Origin of the sequence: Schlesneria paludicola DSM 18645, assembly GCF_000255655.1 — a bacterium.
Lineage (GTDB): Bacteria > Planctomycetota > Planctomycetia > Planctomycetales > Planctomycetaceae > Schlesneria > Schlesneria paludicola.
In genome coordinates, this window is record NZ_JH636435.1 from 1,651,703 (window position 1) to 1,669,448 (window position 17,746).

Below are 17,746 nucleotides of genomic sequence, written 5' to 3' on the forward strand. Positions count from 1 at the left end.
CCGCCGATCAGTCTTCGGCAGTTGGACGCACAAACACGGACCCCGGTTCACCAATTCTATACAGGCGGCAAAGCCCCGTTCCTGCCAAACGTTCGAAACGAAAGAATGGATCAAATCGGCAGTCTGGCACATTCTACAGGGCGCGCACAACTCAGACCAAGATCGGCAGGAGTGGTGACGAACCATGCTGAACCTGATGTGTAACGATCGAGCCGATCAACGTGGTGGGAGTGCAATCTTCGACGGAAATCGTGGTCAGCGAACCGGCCAGGCGTGGGTTTCCATTGAAGACAACGATTCGGTCGCAGGTCGTGCGGCCGGTCAGTTGCACAGGGCCCGCATCGGTCGAGGCGTCACCGCGTTTGACTTCCGACTTGCTTAGTCCCTCGACCAGTACTTCGACGCGGCGGCCGATGAACGCCGCATTGTCTTCGGCACTGATCTGATTTTGCAGGGTCAGCATCTCGTTATTTCGGCGTTTCTTGACATCTTCTGGAATGTCGTCGACCAGCAGGTCGTTGGCCTTCGTGCCCGGTCGAGGACTGTATTTGAAAATGAAGCTATTCTTGAACCGGCATTCACGGATCAGATCAAGGCTCTTCTGATGAGCCTCTTCGGTCTCACCGCAGAAGCCAACGATGAAGTCGCTCGACACAGCCGCGTTCGGAAGCGTGTTGCGAATGCGGCCAAACATCTCACGATAGTCTTCGATCGTATAGCCGCGTTTCATCCGCTTCAGCACGTCGTTACACCCGGATTGGGCGGGAACGTGCAGATACTGGGCACACTTTGGCAAATCGCGAACCGCTTGCAGCAGATCGTCGGTCATATCTTTGGGGAAGTTGGTGACGAACTTCAGCCGTAGGATGCCGTCGACATCGTGAATGTATTCCAGCAGGTCTGACAACCGATAAAGCTTGCCGTCCTGGGTGACCTTGTAGCTGTTGACGGTCTGGCCCAGCAGCGTGACTTCCTTGACGCCTTGATCGGCGAGAATCTGAACTTCTCGGCGAATATCTTTGGGTGGGCGACTTTGCTCGGGACCACGGGTCATCGGCACCACGCAGTACGTGCAGAACTTATCACAACCGATCATGATGCGCACGAAGGCCTGATAGGGCGATGGACGCATCTCGGGTTCACGTAGCGGGTCGTAGCTTTGAAAGCTATCGCTGACTTCGGCGCGGGTGCCTTCTTTGCGATCAAGGCTGATTGCCAGCGACCGCTCGCGATGTTCACGAGCGGCACCAATCAGGCGGGGAACTTCCGCCAGTTGCCCCGTCCCGACGACCATGTCGACATGTGGCGCGCGTTGAAAGATCAGTTCCTGATCCTTTTGAGCCATGCAGCCCAGCACGCCGATCACCTGATTGGGGCGTGACAGCTTGCTGTACTTGAGTCGTCCCAGCGCGGAATAAATCTTGTGTTCCGCGTGCTCGCGAACGCTGCAGGTGTTGAACAGGACGGTGTCAGCCTCTTGCACGTCGTCGGTCAGGCTGTAGCCCTCTTTCCGCAACGCGCCGACAACCAGCTCGCTGTCGAGCATGTTCATCTGGCAGCCAACTGTCTCGATAAAGAGTTTGCCGTTATGTGGAACCGTCATACTTAGAACTTCGGTCTAAAAGGATCGAACTGCGACGCGGACACAGGATCGTTGTCTGGCCACGCCTTGATAGTAATGGTTCGAATCGTTTGTTCGAACGTCTGTTTTATTGAATTCACGCAGTGCTGATATCAGAGGAACAGGTACCTTGCATTCCTGCTGTTCTGGCATTTTCCAATCTGTGCCGAGCCAGTCCCCGTGATCTCAACAGGTTGCTAGGCACGGACCCGTTCGACATATTCACCTGTTTGCGCGTTAATCCGAAGCAGATCCCCCGTGTTCACAAACGCGGGCACCTGCACAATTTCACCATTCTCGAGGGTCGCAGGCTTCATCAAGTTCGAAGTCGTATTCCCGCGAGCCACATCTTCCGTATATGTCACTTTCAAAATCGCCTTATCGGGTGCGGTAAACCCGATCGGTTGCTCGCCCCAATACAAAATCGAGCAGATCGCCCCATCTTGTAAGAATCGAGCCTGGTCTCCGGCGACATCCAACGGAATGGTGTATTGCTCGAACGAAACCTGATCCATGAAGACCAGTCCCGCCGCATCTTTGTAAAGAAACTGGCCGTCGCCATTCCGGATCTCTGCCGCTTCCAGTCCATCGCCGCTTTTATAGGTCCGATCAAGAATCGTTCCCTTCAGCAGATTCCGCAGGCGACATTTGTAAAGAGCCTGCCCTTTACCTGGCTTTACGAAATTGACTTCCATCATATCGTACGGCTCGCCGTCCAATAGGACTTTAGATCCCTTTCGAAAGTCGCTCGTACTGAGCTGCGCCATTGGTCTTTTCTTTGTCTCGACGGTAACTTGGAACCGATCAACACCGGGGTCGATCGCGAGCACCACAGGATATCAGATCCCCCCCCCAGTGTGAACCGTCTTTTTTGAACGATATTGCTCGAACAATTGTCCACACAAGCCTTTACGACACCGCAACTCCAAAAGTTCGCTGCCGGGGCGGGAAACGGGACTGAGGACCACTTTTTTGGACGCGAATTGGCATCCCGTGACACCGCAAGCTGAAATCTCGGAAGGCTTTTCGCTCACGTCGGCACGCCCCACCTGGCACGATTCGTTGGCCAAGGCCGTTCGCGATCCGCTGGAACTGATCTCGATTCTGCAGTTACCGGACGAACTTCAGGCCCCGGCGCGGCGGGCGGCTGACACGTTTCCGCTGCTGGTTCCGAGAAGCTACATCGCGCGAATGCGTCCACGCGATCCCAATGATCCGCTCTTAATGCAGGTGCTGCCTCTCAGGGATGAACTGAGTCCGACCCCGGGATTCGTCGACGATGCCGTCGGCGACGATGCCAGCCGTCGTGCGCCGGGCCTGTTGCAAAAATACCGCGGCCGAGCACTGATGATCTCAACCGGTGCGTGTGCCATCCATTGCCGCTACTGCTTCCGTCGCCACTACCCGTACGGCGACGAGCCAAGACGTTTGGATGAATGGGAACCGGCGTTCGCGGCGCTTGAGGCCGATGATTCAATTCACGAAGTTCTGCTGAGCGGCGGTGACCCACTGATGCTCACCGACACGCGGCTTGAAATCTTCATCGAGCGACTGTCAAAAATCCCACACTTACGCCGACTGCGCATTCATTCGCGGCTTCCGATCGTCTTACCCGATCGCGTGACGCCCACCCTGATCCGATTGCTGACAGGCACGCGACTGACGCCGATCATGGTTGCGCATGCGAATCACCCGAACGAAATCGTCGGTGACTGTCAGCAGGCGCTGCGCGATCTGGTTCGCGCGGGCGTGACGACACTCAACCAATCGGTCCTTTTGCGGAAGATCAATGACAGTGCGGAAGCATTGGCGGAACTGAGTGAGCGACTGATCGATGTCGGCGTGATTCCCTATTACCTGCATCAGCTCGACCGCGTGCAGAGAACGGCCCACTTCGAAGTCGACGAGTCCCAGGGCAGGGTGCTGATTGCCGAACTGCGCACTCGATTGCCGGGATACGCCGTGCCTCAATACGTTCGCGAAATCGCAGGGGAACCTCATAAGACACCCATCTGACGAACGTGGATACTTCGTTCGATCGAGAGCGCCATTCCAGCATTTTCGACACCAGACGAACTGACCGCACAGGTACAATTGACCATTGCCAAATACACTTCATCCAAGCGATCACAGAGCCCCCGTTCGACTTGGAGACAGGGCGATTCCCAAGGCCCTACCTTGACAACGAGCCCCTAAAAGGCGACCAGAGAGACTTTCGTCACGATCACAATCCACGGCTAAGAGACCGGCCGCATCAAGCAGGAAGCAATTCGACGGCATGTTTAATATCAATCCTACCCCTTTTGACGTCCGATTGGTCGCATTCCGAGTCCCTATCCGCGTCCATCCCTCGTTCTGGATCGTCATGGCGTTGCTGGGCTGGAATCCAGAACGACCGCAACTGACGTTCATCTTCGTGGCGTGTGCTTTTTTTTCGGTGCTGGTTCACGAACTGGGACACGCTCTGACATCGGAATGGTTCGGCTGGCCCACATTGATCGTGCTGCACTTTTTTGGTGGTGTTGCCGTCTCGGATCGATATCGAAACAACACTCCTGGCCGAAGTATTCTCGTTTCGCTGATGGGCCCCGGGGCGGGCTTCCTGTTTTGGGCCACTATTCGCCTCGTCGAAGCCGTTTTTAATCACCAACACATTCTGGAGTACGAGTACCGCGCGTATGTCTTCGCATACTTGAGAATGATGAACTGGTACTGGAGCGTATTCAATCTGATCCCGGTCCTGCCGCTCGACGGAGGACATGTGTGCCACTCACTTTGCGAACTCCTGAGGCTTCGTAATCCTCTCGGGGTCGCGCTGGTTATCGGCGTCGCTGTCTCCGGCGCAGCCGCCTACTATTTCCTGCACTACCGGGACGAGCAGATGGCAGGAATGATCATGATTATGCTCTGCTTTCAGAGCGTCATGGGACTGCAGTCGAGGCGATAGCCAGACAGCAACGTGAGCGTCGCGCATCCCAAGTGAGACGTACGCGACGCGCTCGATGATTATGGCCCAACTAAAATTGTCCCCGGCGTTACCGATCAGGCGGGCACAGGGGTCTTGCTGAGAATTTGACGGAGGACCGCTTTGGCGCGATCGCGGCGGCCTTCGTGCAGCACGCCTTTCACCACGATTCGATGCGCCAGGACTGGCAAGACCAGACGTTTCACATCGTCAGGCACGGCGTAGCTTCGGCCTTCGATGAATGCCAGCCCTTGTACGGCTCGATAAAGCGTAATCGCGCCGCGGGTGCTGACCCCCAGGTGCAATTGTTCGTGGGAACGAGTGGCGTGCACGATTTCCAGAATGTAATCATTCAACGAGTCTTCGACCTTCACGGCCCGGACGGACGCTTGAAGGTGGCGAAGTTGCTCGGCCGTGATGACCGACTGAAGCTTATCACCGGGCTCACCCTCGCGATGGTTGATCAGCACGTTCTTTTCGACATCGCGTGCGGGGTATCCAATCTCGATGCAGCACATGAACCGATCAAGCTGGTTTTCCGGCAGCGGGTAAGTCCCTTCAAACTCGAACGGATTTTGTGTCGCCAGCACGAAGAAGGGCGTGGGCAACGTATGCGTCAGCCCTTCGACCGACACCTGGCCTTCGCTCATCGCTTCCAGCAACGCACTTTGGGTTCGCGGTGTCGTTCGATTGATTTCGTCGGCGAGCAACACGTTCGTAAAAATCGGTCCAGGACGAAACTCAAACTCACCACGGTTTGGTAAGAAGACGTTCGAACCCAGGATATCGCTCGGCAACATGTCGGGCGTGAACTGCAGTCGCTTGAAGTCACAGGACAGGCTTTTCGCGATCGATTTCGCGAGAGATGTTTTGCCGACCCCCGGCGCGTCTTCCACTAGCAGATGGCCGCCCGCAAGAAGCGAGACCAGCGAGAGTTGAATCGGTTCCGGTTTTCCGAGGATCGCCGTGGCAATGTTCTGCTCGAGCTTCTCAATCAACTGATGTTCGTCGGCCACGCAAACTACTCCTCATCCGAATCCGGCAAGAATGACTGATTTCTTTTATAGCGAATGCCGCTTCAAACCTGAATTGATACGAGAAGAACGCACCGTAAACAGGCGTAACCGTTCACAGCCCGAAGAGAGGGGAACAGGCACATTTTCACGGTTAAATTGGAATCCACAGTGCATCGACTCGAGTAATCCTTCCCTTTGCCGCGGAAAAACGAGCCAGTCCCACGCCTGCTAAGCAGGTCAATGAACGTGTGGGCGATGCTCTCAAACGTTGTCAGGACAGGGCCGCAGCGCAACGAGACGGGGCTGGAATTATAGGCTTCCGCTCGCAACTTCGCGAACAACGCAGATGTCGTTTGCGCCAGAGTCACAGCACCGCATCGTACTTGCAAAGCGGATCGATGGAGCGTCCGTTCGCAAAACCTCCTCACCTCGCAAACGCGCAAGCGATGCAAACGTCCAACATTGCCGAATCCGTCAGCGACCCGCTTCAGTAGGGGAACCGCGGGGTTCACGACGAGGCCGTGATGGACGCTGGGCCTGTTTTCGTGCGGCGGCCGCCTCTTCGGGTCGCTGCAGTTTGGTCAGCGTGTCCGCGAGACTCAAATAAAGATTCGATCGAGTGTGCGAATTGAACCCACCTTTACTGGGTGCCACGCCATCCGTTCTGGACTTTTTGAGATAGTCCTCGAACTGATTGATCGCCATGTGCAAGACCGTATTTGATTGTTCCAGCCGTTGCTGCGGATCATCGGCGGCGTCCGCCGTCGAACGCATCAAATCTCCCAGTTGTTGACGCGTTTTCGCTAGCGGAATCTGGATCACACCTTGATCAGGAAACCGAGCGGTCAAAGGTTCCAGCGTGGCGATGGCCTGGTACAAGGTCATCTCGGCATCTTCGATCCAACCGGTCTTTTCCTGAATCACGGCCTGTCGTGCGAGTGCGGTTCCCAGTAAGAGTTGCGAGTCGCATGCGGTCGGGAATTTCTCCGTCAGTTCCTCTGCAATGTTGACCGCCCGATCGAGATCCTCTTGCGCTTCGGATTCCGATTCGACACGAGTGGCCTGCGTCAACGTATAAGCCAGTTCGAACTGGTACTTTTGATCGTCCGGTGCCGTCGTCGTCAGTCGATTCAGGATTTCGATCGCTTCGTTAAACGCGGTTCGTGCGTCATCCCGTTTGCCATTGCTGGCCGCATGGACGACTTGATGCCTGAGGCATTGCGCCAGCCGATACTGATAGTCTTCGTTCGCGGGGAACTCTTTCACAAGCGAACGAAACTCATCACTTGCCTCGACCAGCGTTGCGGCCAGGCTGTCGATTCGCTCGTGCGGATCGCCTGGAATCCCATGAGGATGACCCGCGATTCCGAATGCCGCTGGCATCGCCTTGGCTAGGCGAGGATTGATTTGTTCGGGTGGACGCCCACCCGGTCCGCCGCCGGGTGGAGGTTCATCTGCTGAGTCGTGTCGGCCAGCCCCACCGGGAGGCCCGGCGTGTTCGGCGTCCAAATGAACCGCATTTCCATTCTGGCTTTCATCCGCCAGATCCGTATTGGGGGATGTGTGCGAGTGTCGCCCCGCGCGGTGGTGCCGCTCGGCTGGCGTTCTGCCACTCGGCCCGCCGGGCGGCATTTGCGGTCCTTCATCAGTTCCGCTTCGAATATCGATCGATGCAAACAGATCCGTGGCACGGGCCAGTTCATAGCGCACGTCCGGCCGATTCCGAATCGAGTCTGGCTGCCTGAGCAGAATGGCTCGCGCCTCCAAATGGGCGTTCAAAGTTTCGAAGAACTCGCCGCGCCGCAAACGCAGTTCGCCCACATCATTGTAAAGCGACGCCGTCTTCAAAATGACGTCGACGTTGCCGGGGTCGGCGGTCAGCAGGCGACCAAAGTCGATCAGGGCCGTGTTGAAATCCTCTTCTGCATTTTGGAGTTGACCGAGGCGCACCAGGATATCGCCGGCACTGCGATAGGCTTCGGCCGTCCGGAGTCGCAGGTTCGTACTGGCGGCATTTTGCTTCGTAAAGCTGCGATAGAAATTCAGCAGCTCCGTCAGCAGCAGACTGTCTTCTTTTGAGAATGCGGCTTGCGGCAGTGAAATGTCGGTTTCACTGAGATTCGGCGACATGGCGCTAGGAGATCCACGCGACGTCACATTCTTCATGATTTCGTCGAAGGCGTTGATGGCCAGATCGAGGTTGGCTTCGGCGCGTTTTTGAGCAAACTTCGCCTCGTTCAAAGCCGATTCCACTTTCAGGCGTCCCATCGTGGTAATCACGGCGACAAGTCCCAGCAGCAGAATTGTGGAACCGGTCGCTGTGGCAAGTGCCGGGTTGCGACGGCTCCAGCGCCACAATCTCTCGCGATACGTGGCGCGACGGGCCTGAATCGGTCGATCCTCACAAAACCGCCGCAGGTCATCCGCCAGCATCGCCGCCGTGGCATACCGAGCTTGCGGTTCGTGCGCGGTCGCCTTCAGAACGATCGTTTCAAGATCCTTGGGAATCGACGGGTTAATCGAACGAGGTTTGGGAATATCGCTTTGACGCAGTCGCTGCGCCAGTGTCACAGCTTCATCACCGTCGAAGGCGGGCCTGAGCGTCAAGAGTTCGTATAGGGTCAGGCCCAGGGCATAGATGTCGGTCGTGACATCAGCACGTCCCTCTAGTTGTTCGGGAGCCATGTACCGCAATGTTCCCACGATTTCGCCGGCCTGAGTCAGATCCTGACGTTCCAAGATTTTGACGAGCCCGAAATCCATGATCCAGACATCGCCATTGCGATCGATCATCAGGTTGGAAGGCTTGATATCCCGGTGAAGAACACCGTGTTGGTGCGCATACCCCAAGGCGTCCGCGACCTGGGCCGCCAGATTGGCGATTCGCAAAAAGTAGTCCGGGGTTCCATTCGTCGCAAAGAATCCGAAACAAGCATCGACGGATTCCGTCGTCGTTGCTTCATTTTGAACCTTTGGCGGAAATTCCGAAACCGGCGCCGCCCAGTCAGGGTCTTCAAAGGCCGACGGATTCGCGGCGCCCGATGGCGACGGCCAGCGTGACGAATGCCTCGAGGATAAGCGTTGCCCATCCGGAAATCGGTCGGCAACACCCGATGAACGCGACGGGGGCTCGTCAAACATCAGAATCGTAGGATCGTCGATGGACGACGGAGGCATCTTGGGTTCGTCGGTGTCGTGACTTCCACTCGCCATCACCCCCGTCGGCTGCGGGGCACTCGAAGATTTCGCGTCATGCGTGCCCGACGAGCGATGCCGGACTGTGGCAATTGCATCGTCAAGCGGCACGCCATCAATGTATTGCATCGCGTAAAAATGAATGCCACCTTCTTCGCCGATACCGTAGACAGGGACGATATTCGTGTGGTGCAAGCGTGCCGCCGATTCGGCTTCGCGGCGGAATCGGAGAAGCTGCTGAGGAGAGTTCGAGATTCCCGAGCCCAGGATTTTCAGTGCCACGCGTCGTTTGAGCGACTGTTGAATCGCTTCAAACACGATCCCCATTCCGCCGCGTCCCATTTCGCGAACGATCGAGAAATCGCCGATCACTTTGTGTTTTGAGATCGTGGGGCGAGGAGTTCGCCGCTGCGTGGTTTCGCGACGAATCGTCCGCTCGATCATCGCGATCGTCGTGAACAGGGATCGAATCATCCCACGATGTTCCGGCGCGCGACGCTCGTACTCTTCAATCGTGGGGGTCTCACCCGCCCGCCAGCGCGCCGAGAATTCATCGGCGAGTCGCTCAACCGGATGGCGATCGTCGAGAACATCCGTTGTTCCGTCGGAATTCATTCGACCTTGCCGTTCCATCATCTTGTCGGACAAAGCGTTAGACGTGCCTTTGGGTTCGTCGTGGCGTTCCGTCGGTTGCGAAGTTTCTGGCATTTCCATTTCCTTCCATCCGCCACGCATCGCATGCAGAAACGTCCATCGAACACCGAAAATCGGTCCAGTCAATCCACAGCGAACCAGAGATCATACCCGTCTGGTCGGATCAGGGTACGAAATCCACACCCGATCGAATCCTCGCGTTTTGGAAATTTGGAAAAGCCCGCTCCGCAATTCTACCCATCTGCTCGAATGACAGAGACGGCGTGATCCCACATTCCCAAACGCCATAACATATGGAGACCATGGCGCTTTCCCCGCGGCTTTCAACAGATTTCTCACCGACCGTTACGTCGACCCGGGGGTGAATCGCTGCATGATTTCACTCAATCGCGTCATCGCCCGAATGTAGCGATTGCTGGCCGCGGTCGCGGTGAGTCCCAGCGTTTCAGCAACTTCGCCATTTCCCAAATGCTCGAAGTGCCTGAGAGCGAGGACTTCGCGGTCGATTTCGTCCATGGAGGCCAGTGCCAAATGCAATTGCCGAATTTCTTCCGCGCGAATCGCCGCTCCGCTGGGAGAGGTCAACTGTGCGCCCAGGATCTGAGCGATCGAATCACTGGTACTTTCCGAAGGACCTCGCTTCAGATTCACTTCTTGTTGCGGTGTTCGTTTCAGGCCGAAATGCCGGCGCTGAATGTCAATCAGGGCCTGCAGGGTCAGTTGCCTGACCCAGACATAGAACGAAACATTCGGGGCGTTCAGATACTCACGATAACGCCTCGCGATTTCGATATAGGCTTCCTGCAATACGTCTGACGGATCAACCCGACTACTCAAACGGTGGTCGAGACGAAAGTCCACCAGTCGCTCAAGCCGATCGCGGTACTCCGAGAACAACTCCGCCAGCGCCTTTTCGCCGCCGCATTGCAGTCGTTCGAGTTCATCATTCATTGGAAACGTCTTTCAACCCGCAGCATGTAAGTGCGATTTGCAGATCTGTTGGCGCGTGACGAAGTTGGCGCGTGACGGACACAGCAGAAACGAGAGGAAAACGGCAAACGAATCGTCCTCTCGGTATGGAATTCACCGTGTTTAAGAGAATTTCAGATTTTTCTTTGTGAATGTGGATCGGCAGTTTGCGTTTCCGGTATCTGAAGAGATCCATTCGACATTCCGTTCTTCAGGGTTTTCACGATGAATCACTTCACAAATGATCCGTCACGCCGACGATTTCTGCGAAACATGACCTTTGGTGCCGCGCTGTTCACCACACGCGGGCTATTTGCCGAGCAATTGGCGCGCACACCGTCCCTGACCGAAGGGCCGTTCTATCCGGACAAAATTCCCCTCGATGCCGATAACGATCTGATCCTCATTAACGACAGTATTACACCCGCCGTGGGAGAAATCACGCATCTGACCGGTCGATTACTGTCGCCCAACGGATCGCCGCTCAAAGACGTCACGATGGAAATATGGCAATGCGATGCGAATGCCGTCTATCTGCATTCGAAGGACAGCAGTTCGAAAAAGAAGCAGCAGGACCAGAATTTTCAAGGATTTGGACGATTCACCACGGGCTCATCGGGGGAATACCGTTTTCGGACCATCAAGCCCGTGCCATATCCAGGTCGCCCTGCGCCTCATATTCACGTCAAGTTGAAGCGCGGCGATCAAGAGTTGCTGACGACGCAGATTTTTGTTCGTGGCGACGAAGGAAACAAACGGGATGGTGTCTTTTATCAGACTCGCGATTTGATCGATCGTGAGCTTCTGCAGACCGATTTCACGCCCATCAAAGATTCGCGAACGGGTGAACTGTCCGCCGTCTTCGACATCGTCATCGGTCGAACGCCGGATGAGAACGCTTTCCGCAACGAATAAGGATCGCCATCGTGATCCCGATCCAGCGAATCACGACCGAGTTCATCACATTTACGTGACCAATTGAGCGCAAGGCACAAATCAAACGCGTCAAAGCGGGAGGAGCTTCCATCATGCGTACCGCCAATCACATCCTGCTTGCGGCAGGCCTTTTTGCAACCGTGTCGGTCGTTGTGGCCCAGCCACCGGGTCGTCCCGACGGAGGCCCCCGAGGTGATGGCCCTCCGCCGGACGCGGCGGCAGTCATTGATCGGATGATGACATTTGATGCCAATCAAGATGGGCAACTAACGAAAGCAGAAATCACGGACGCGCGGCTTATGGGATTGTTCGACCGCGCCGACGAAAATCATGACGGCATCGTGACAAGGGAAGAACTCACGACCCTGCACGGAAAAGAGTCTCCCGCAGGGCGCGGTGGACCAGGACGGGGCGGGCCCGGTGGTCCCGGAATGGGTGGCCCGCCAATCATCGGTGAAGTCATGCCCAGACCTGTCCGCGAAATGTTGAAATTGAGCAACGGGCAACAGAAGAAGCTCGACGCACTCCAAAAACTCGTCGATTCCCGCCTCGAGCAGATTTTGAACGACGAGCAGAAACAGCAATTGCATCAAATGCGCGACCGTGGGCCAGGTGGCCGCGGAGGCCCGGGCGGTCCCGGCGGATTTGGCGGCCCACCCGATGGACCTGGTGGCCGACGTGAAGGCGGCGGTGGCGACGGCGAAAACGTGCGACCCCGCAGGCCACCTGAATAACTGTCAGAGTTCCATTGGGAACTCCGAGACCTTTTCGCAGGACGACATGCCGATCTGATTTCATTTGATTCCCTCGCCCCCACTTCGGGCGCCGCCGCTACGGTGCTCGGGGGCGAGGATTTTACGCGTCTTGCGATGTTTTTTGTCCGCCCCTGGCTGTGCCCGTGCCAGTCGATGCAAGAATAAGAAACACTGTAGGGTGGGACTCGAACGGCAATCGTCTTTCACAACAATTCCTTGTTGAATGGTCTATCGACAACCTTCATTGTCCTTTCGACGATCAATACGGAACGGTCAACAGCATCGCAACCAGGGGCACAAAAAACGACCTGCAATGACTACGCATCGTTGCCATTCATGCGTTACAGAATTCCGCATGCGTGCTGGCTCCCGAAAGAGTCAGCACGTTGCCATTTGAATCGATCAATCTCTTCGTGTCTTTCCAATTTGAGGTAACCCGTCCACGATCAGAGAGGGGGAGAGATCCATTATTATCGACATCGAGTTGCTTGATGGCGAATCCCTCGCGCGGTGTCTTACCCATTCTTCGAAGAAAATGTGTCAGCCCCTCTGGATGGCGATCAATCTTTGGGACGCTGGCACCTGCAATCGTTGCTGGCGATCACTCCGATTGTCCATCTTGTGCGACGGTTGATGTGGTATATATGCCATGATCTGTGCTGCTTGCGGGGATGCAGCGAAATTCTGAGCGGAAAATCGAATTCCGGGTTGGAACAGCATCCATCAGTCGCAACACTTACACAATATTGCACACGGCCCGTTCTGCTGTTTCCAGTTTGGATCGACTTACCTTGTCTCACGAATTGACTGTCGCTCACGAACAAGAACTGCTGCAGAGACTCCTTGAACAAATCAAAGAGCGGGCAGCCAAAGAGCACACGATCGAATCCGAGTACGCGACGGAAACTCAGGCTGAGCAGGCGCAGTATCAAAGCGTCTTTCAACTGCTAACAGACAACTACGAGACCGAACGAACTCAGCTTGATCAGCAACGAATCGACGATTTGGCGGAATGCGATCGGCGCTGTCAGGTCGCATCGGCAGAGGTCCAGCACGAATATCAGCGCGTCTTGAGCGAAGCAGAGGATCGTTTTCAGAGCGAGAATGACGCCGCGACAAAAGAACGCGACGACGCGGTATGGCTCGTGTCCTCACTCTTGGACGATGACAGCGCAGGAAGCCCGCTTCAGCGTTTGCAGCAGACCCAGGCGTCGCACGATGCCGCTGAAGTCGAACTGACAGCGGGATTGGACAGCCTGGACGCCGGTTACGTACAGGTTGTCCGATTTCTGCAGCGTTCCCATGCCTGGAGCGAACCGGCCGAGCTCAGTTCGAACATCGACATGACGTCTGTCGAATCGCTGAAAGCGGCGTGCCTGGCTGCAATCTCGGCGGCCGAACCATTGCGACAGCGAATCCTGGGGCGGCTGCTTCCGAAATTGTTTATCGGCTTCATCCCCGTTCTCGTCTTTCTGGCAATCGGTGGTGTCTTATTCGGATTGGTCTGGGGACTGCTCGATCCTTCCTTGCTGACGCTGAAACTCAAGACGACGGACCCCGAGTGGCTCTATCTGGCATCGGGGGTTTCCGCCGCGTTTGCACTGCTGCCAATGCTGTTTTTGCACCTGATGGCCAATCAGCAAGTGACCGGCGACTATGAGCAACTGGTTCAGCATCGCACCGACGCGCGGCATGCCTATTTGCGTTGGGAGCGGATGTCGAAGACCGAGCTCAACATGCTCGAAGCGGAATGCTCACATTTGCAGGAACTACGAGTCAAACGGCGGGAATCCGCGATCAGTGGAGCCGAATCAAAGTGGCAAAGTCGGACAGACGCTTCACAGCAGATTTACGAGCGAACCACTCAGCAAGCCCAATCCGCGTATCCCACACGACTCAATTTCCTCGAAACTCGTCGCGGCCAGGAACGAGAACAGATCGAAGAACAATATCAGGCCGCATCCGATGCGTTCCTTTTCCGCCGCGAAGACGATTTTCGAGTCCTGCAATCAGAATTTGATACGCGGATGCAGCAGAGTCGTCAGCGATATCAGCAGGCATGGACGGGATTGATTCGCGAATGGCAGTCGACACTGGCCGATCTCGCTCGTGAAAGCGATGCACTGTGCCAGATGGCAAATGCAATTTGCCCCGAGTGGGCCGAGATTGCCAGCGACCGCGTCGCCGATCCGAAAACATCTCCCGCAGCACTGAGCCTTGGTCGAATCGAGGTGGATCTCGAACAGCTTGATCAGGGAATTTCGCACGATCCGCGTTTGCAGACGAACCGCCAACAGTTTCCCTTGCCCATCCTGTTGCCTTTGCACGATCGGCCATCGCTTGTCTTGCGTGCATCGGGTGAAGGTCGAAAGGTCGCCGTCGGTGCGCTGCAGTCGACGATGTTGCGTTTCTTGACCTCGCTTCCCGCGGGCAAGGTTCGTTTCACAATCTTCGACCCGGTGGGGCTGGGTGCCAATTTCTCGGCCTTCATGCATCTGGCCGACTTCGACGAACTGCTCGTGACCAGCCGAATCTGGACCGAGCCTTCACACATCGAAAAGCGGCTCGCCGACCTCACGGAACATATGGAAACGGTCCTGCAGACCTATCTGCGGAACGAGTTCGCGACGATCGACGAGTATAACGAGTACGCTGGCGAGGTGGCAGAACCCTACCGCGTCCTTGTTGTCGCCAACTTTCCGGCGAATTTCACCGATGTCGCGCTCCGTCGGTTGCTCAGCATCGCCGACGGCGGGCAGCGCTGCGGCGTGTACCTGCTGCTCAGTTTTGATCAGTCGCAAGAACTGCCTCGGAATTTTGTGGCGGCGGATCTAGAAAAATACGCGACGGTCCTGAATTGGACGGACCGAGGCTTTCGTCTGGCTGACAAGCCGCTGACGAACTGGCCGCTGCTTCTCGACGCACCGCCCGCCCCCGAGCAGTTTGGCCAGATTGTGCGACTGGCCGGACAACACTCGCGCGATGTCCGTCGCGTGGAAGTGCCGTTCGAGCGTGTGGCTCCGAATGAGGATCAATTCTGGACGAGTGACAGCCGATCGGGGATTGACGTTCCGATCGGTCGGGCGGGGGCAACCAAGCTGCAAAACTTGCGTCTCGGCAAAGGCACATCGCAGCATGTCCTGGTCGCCGGAAAAACCGGTTCCGGTAAATCGACGTTGCTCCACGCATTGATCACGAATCTGTCGCTTTATTACAGCCCGACCGAAGTGCAGTTCTATTTGATCGACTTCAAGAAGGGGGTCGAGTTCAAAGTCTATGCCGAGCAACGTTTGCCTCACGCACGTGTTATCGCCATTGAAAGTGATCGCGAATTTGGCGTCAGTGTGCTGGAACGTCTGGACACACTGCTGAAGGATCGTGGGGAACTGTTCCGCGAAGCCGGGGTGCAGGACATCGCGGGATACCGCAACGCGCGCCCCGATGCCATCATGCCCCGCACATTGCTGCTGGTCGATGAATTTCAAGAGTTCTTCATCGAAGACGACGCGTTGTCCCAACAGGCGTCATTGCTGCTTGACCGCCTGATTCGACAGGGCCGTGCGTTCGGGGTGCATATTCTGCTGGGTTCACAGACGCTGGCCGGCGCCTATTCGCTGGCTCGAAGTACTCTCGGTCAGGTCGCAGTCCGCATCGCCTTGCAATGCAGCGATACCGACGCACATTTGATTCTAAGCGAAGAAAATACCGCGGCGCGACTTTTAACCCGTCCCGGCGAAGCGATCTACAATGATGCCAACGGCTTGATTGAAGGAAATCATCCATTTCAAATCGTCTGGCTCGGCGAAGACGATCGCCAAGGTTACTTGCAATTGGCCCGCGAAGAGGCCGAGGGAACAGGGCAACACGAACGTGGAACACCGGCGATTCGCGAGATCTCGCTGACGCCCCCGTTGGTGTTCGAAGGCAACATCGCCGCAGACCCCGCTGAAAATAACCGCTTGCGCCGCACACTGACGAAGGCCTGGCCGGAACCCGCACGCGATTCGATCGCACCGATCGAGTTGCCATGGACATGCTGGCTGGGCGACTCGGTTTCGATGAGCGGACCGATCGAATTGAAATTCGGGCTGCGTGAGGGGGGGAATCTGCTTGTCGTTGGACGTAACGAACACGCTGCGTTGGGTGTGATTTCCACGGCGTCTCTGGCAATCGCCGCGCAGGCCAAAACGAGCGGCATCGTTACGCCAACCGTTTATGTCCTGGATGGAAGCATCCCCAACAGCCAGTCGGCCAATGTCTGGAAGCAGGTCGAATCGGTGTCTCCCGCGGCTGCTAGCGGCCACGAGAATGGCTCGAACTCCGTGGATCGTCCCTTGAAGGTGATTCCGCTTCGAGAAACTGCAGCGACGCTTGAGGCGCTCATCGCCGAGTTGCACCGCCGGGCCGACGAACCGGGAGCCCCCATCGTGCTGGTGATCTACGATCTCGCACGTTTCCGAGACCTGAGAAAGTCCGACGACGAATACAGTTACGGGGGAGGGTTCGGTTCAGGAGAGCCCAAAGCAGCCAGCCCCGCACAAAACTTCACCGAGATCCTGCGAGACGGGCCAAGCGCGGGAATTTTCACGATTGCGTGGGTCGACAGTTTCCAAACCAGCCAGCGGTGGCTGTCGCGGGAACAGATGAACCGATTTGAGCTGCGAGTTCTCTTCGCGATGAATGCCAACGATTCATCCAGCCTGGTTGACAGCCCACTCGCCGGAAGGCTGGGGGAAAACCGCGCTCTGCTTTACCGCGGTGACTTGGGAACGCTCGAAAAATTTCGCCCGTATTCCCCCCCGACGGCGGACTGGCTGGCCCGACTCGCCACACCGTCCGAATTGCTGCCGCAACTGACATCGCCGCCGACTCTGGCAGGGTCCGCCGGCCAGGAGTCGACAGAATCGGAGATTGCAACTCCACCCGAGGCGACAACCGACAGCACGGAGGAAGTGGGAGATTCCGAAATCTCCTACGACTTGCCGAACATCGACGAGATGAACGTTCAGTAGGCGATGCGCCAGGTCGATCGATGGAATGGGAATTTGCGCCGAATCCCCGAGTGACGTCCCGTCGTGCCGCTTGTAAAGCGGTACATGAGCGGGAAAAGCGAATTGCTGGAATCTTCGGACAATTCGGTTTGCTGCTCGGCAGATTCTGCCGAAAAGAACGCCGAATTGTTCAGCCCGAATTCGCCACACGGACGATGTGATTCACAGACCCCGTCTCCAGTTGCCAGCGCACTCGGCAAACGGAAGCATCCGTTTAGGCAAAGCAGCCCCGCACCATGTCACCTCAATACCAGTTCCACGAAGCACACGACCTGAGTTATCGGATTCACATTGTGTTGTCGCGCAATCCGTACCTTCGTCGCCGCGCTGTCCGATTCGAGGTCAAAAATCGGGACGTCGTGCTCACCGGAGCCGTCACAACCTATTATCAGAAACAGATGGCGCAAGAATCGTTGCGTCAAATCAACGGGATTCAGCGGATCACGAACGACCTTCAGGTCGTCAGCCGCTAAGTGCAGCCCGTGGAAATTACGGGGACAGAAATCACGAGGGCAGGCAGCTTGCAGAGCCAGTTCCGTGATTTTGACCGCTTCTCGATTCACTGGAATCGATGACTGAGCGCT

Annotated in this window: 11 protein-coding genes; 6 read left to right on the top strand and 5 right to left on the bottom strand. The window is 56.5% G+C overall.

All coding sequences use genetic code 11. From position 1 onward, the window contains the following. Positions 1-151 precede the first annotated feature (151 nt). Both miaB and efp read right to left on the bottom strand, forming a co-directional pair. On the bottom strand, positions 152-1,603 hold the full coding sequence (gene miaB / locus OSO_RS0124450) for a tRNA (N6-isopentenyl adenosine(37)-C2)-methylthiotransferase MiaB (protein WP_010585698.1): 1,452 nt from the start codon (positions 1,601-1,603) through the stop codon (positions 152-154). 215 nt (positions 1,604-1,818) lie between these two features. Then, positions 1,819-2,388, bottom strand: a complete 570-nt coding sequence (gene efp, locus OSO_RS0124455) for an elongation factor P (RefSeq protein WP_029247418.1) — start codon at positions 2,386-2,388, stop codon at positions 1,819-1,821. A 205-nt stretch (positions 2,389-2,593) separates the two neighbouring features. On the opposite strand from efp, the gene epmB reads away from it, so the two are divergent. Next, the gene (gene epmB, locus OSO_RS0124460; protein ID WP_010585700.1) at positions 2,594-3,637 is read left to right on the top strand and encodes an EF-P beta-lysylation protein EpmB; all 1,044 of its coding nucleotides are present in this window, start codon (positions 2,594-2,596) and stop codon (positions 3,635-3,637) included. 262 nt (positions 3,638-3,899) lie between these two features. Continuing rightward, on the top strand, positions 3,900-4,568 hold the full coding sequence (locus OSO_RS48500) for a site-2 protease family protein (protein WP_010585701.1): 669 nt from the start codon (positions 3,900-3,902) through the stop codon (positions 4,566-4,568). Positions 4,569-4,663: 95 nt separating this feature from the next. On the opposite strand, the gene OSO_RS0124470 is transcribed toward OSO_RS48500, so the two are convergent. From OSO_RS0124470 to OSO_RS0124480, 3 genes are all read right to left on the bottom strand, one after another. Then, positions 4,664-5,602 (bottom strand): AAA family ATPase, encoded by a 939-nt coding sequence (locus OSO_RS0124470; protein WP_010585702.1) that lies wholly within the window; start codon positions 5,600-5,602, stop codon positions 4,664-4,666. A gap of 474 nt (positions 5,603-6,076) precedes the next feature. Continuing rightward, entirely contained in the window at positions 6,077-9,505 is a 3,429-nt protein-coding gene (locus OSO_RS48505) for a serine/threonine-protein kinase (protein WP_157605426.1), read from the bottom strand. Positions 9,506-9,796: 291 nt separating this feature from the next. After that, on the bottom strand, positions 9,797-10,402 hold the full coding sequence (locus OSO_RS0124480; protein WP_010585704.1) for a sigma-70 family RNA polymerase sigma factor: 606 nt from the start codon (positions 10,400-10,402) through the stop codon (positions 9,797-9,799). Between the two features lie 243 nt (positions 10,403-10,645). Between OSO_RS0124480 and OSO_RS0124490 the strand changes: the two genes are divergently transcribed. The 4 genes from OSO_RS0124490 to OSO_RS0124520 all read left to right on the top strand — a co-directional run bounded on the left by OSO_RS0124490 (position 10,646) and on the right by OSO_RS0124520 (position 17,635). Then, positions 10,646-11,335: a dioxygenase family protein gene (locus tag OSO_RS0124490; protein ID WP_010585706.1), complete on the top strand. Its 690-nt coding sequence runs from the start codon at positions 10,646-10,648 to the stop codon at positions 11,333-11,335. A 113-nt stretch (positions 11,336-11,448) separates the two neighbouring features. Continuing rightward, positions 11,449-12,090, top strand: a complete 642-nt coding sequence (locus tag OSO_RS0124495; RefSeq protein WP_010585707.1) for an EF-hand domain-containing protein — start codon at positions 11,449-11,451, stop codon at positions 12,088-12,090. Between the two features lie 812 nt (positions 12,091-12,902). Next, a complete protein-coding gene (locus OSO_RS44970) occupies positions 12,903-17,123 on the top strand; it encodes an FtsK/SpoIIIE domain-containing protein (protein ID WP_157605427.1) in 4,221 nt (1,406 codons plus the stop codon). 275 nt (positions 17,124-17,398) lie between these two features. Then, positions 17,399-17,635, top strand: a complete 237-nt coding sequence (locus OSO_RS0124520) for a BON domain-containing protein (RefSeq protein ID WP_010585711.1) — start codon at positions 17,399-17,401, stop codon at positions 17,633-17,635. Positions 17,636-17,746: the final 111 nt, after the last annotated feature.

Coding starts and splice junctions, on each gene's coding strand:
- miaB (WP_010585698.1), bottom strand. CDS start 1,603: ATGACGGTTCCACATAACGGCAAACTCTTTATCGAGACAGTTGGCTGC.
- efp (WP_029247418.1), bottom strand. CDS start 2,388: ATGGCGCAGCTCAGTACGAGCGACTTTCGAAAGGGATCTAAAGTCCTA.
- OSO_RS48500 (WP_010585701.1), top strand. CDS start 3,900: ATGTTTAATATCAATCCTACCCCTTTTGACGTCCGATTGGTCGCATTC.
- OSO_RS48505 (WP_157605426.1), bottom strand. CDS start 9,505: ATGCCAGAAACTTCGCAACCGACGGAACGCCACGACGAACCCAAAGGC.
- OSO_RS0124480 (WP_010585704.1), bottom strand. CDS start 10,402: ATGAATGATGAACTCGAACGACTGCAATGCGGCGGCGAAAAGGCGCTG.
- OSO_RS0124490 (WP_010585706.1), top strand. CDS start 10,646: ATGAATCACTTCACAAATGATCCGTCACGCCGACGATTTCTGCGAAAC.
- OSO_RS0124495 (WP_010585707.1), top strand. CDS start 11,449: ATGCGTACCGCCAATCACATCCTGCTTGCGGCAGGCCTTTTTGCAACC.
- OSO_RS0124520 (WP_010585711.1), top strand. CDS start 17,399: ATGTCACCTCAATACCAGTTCCACGAAGCACACGACCTGAGTTATCGG.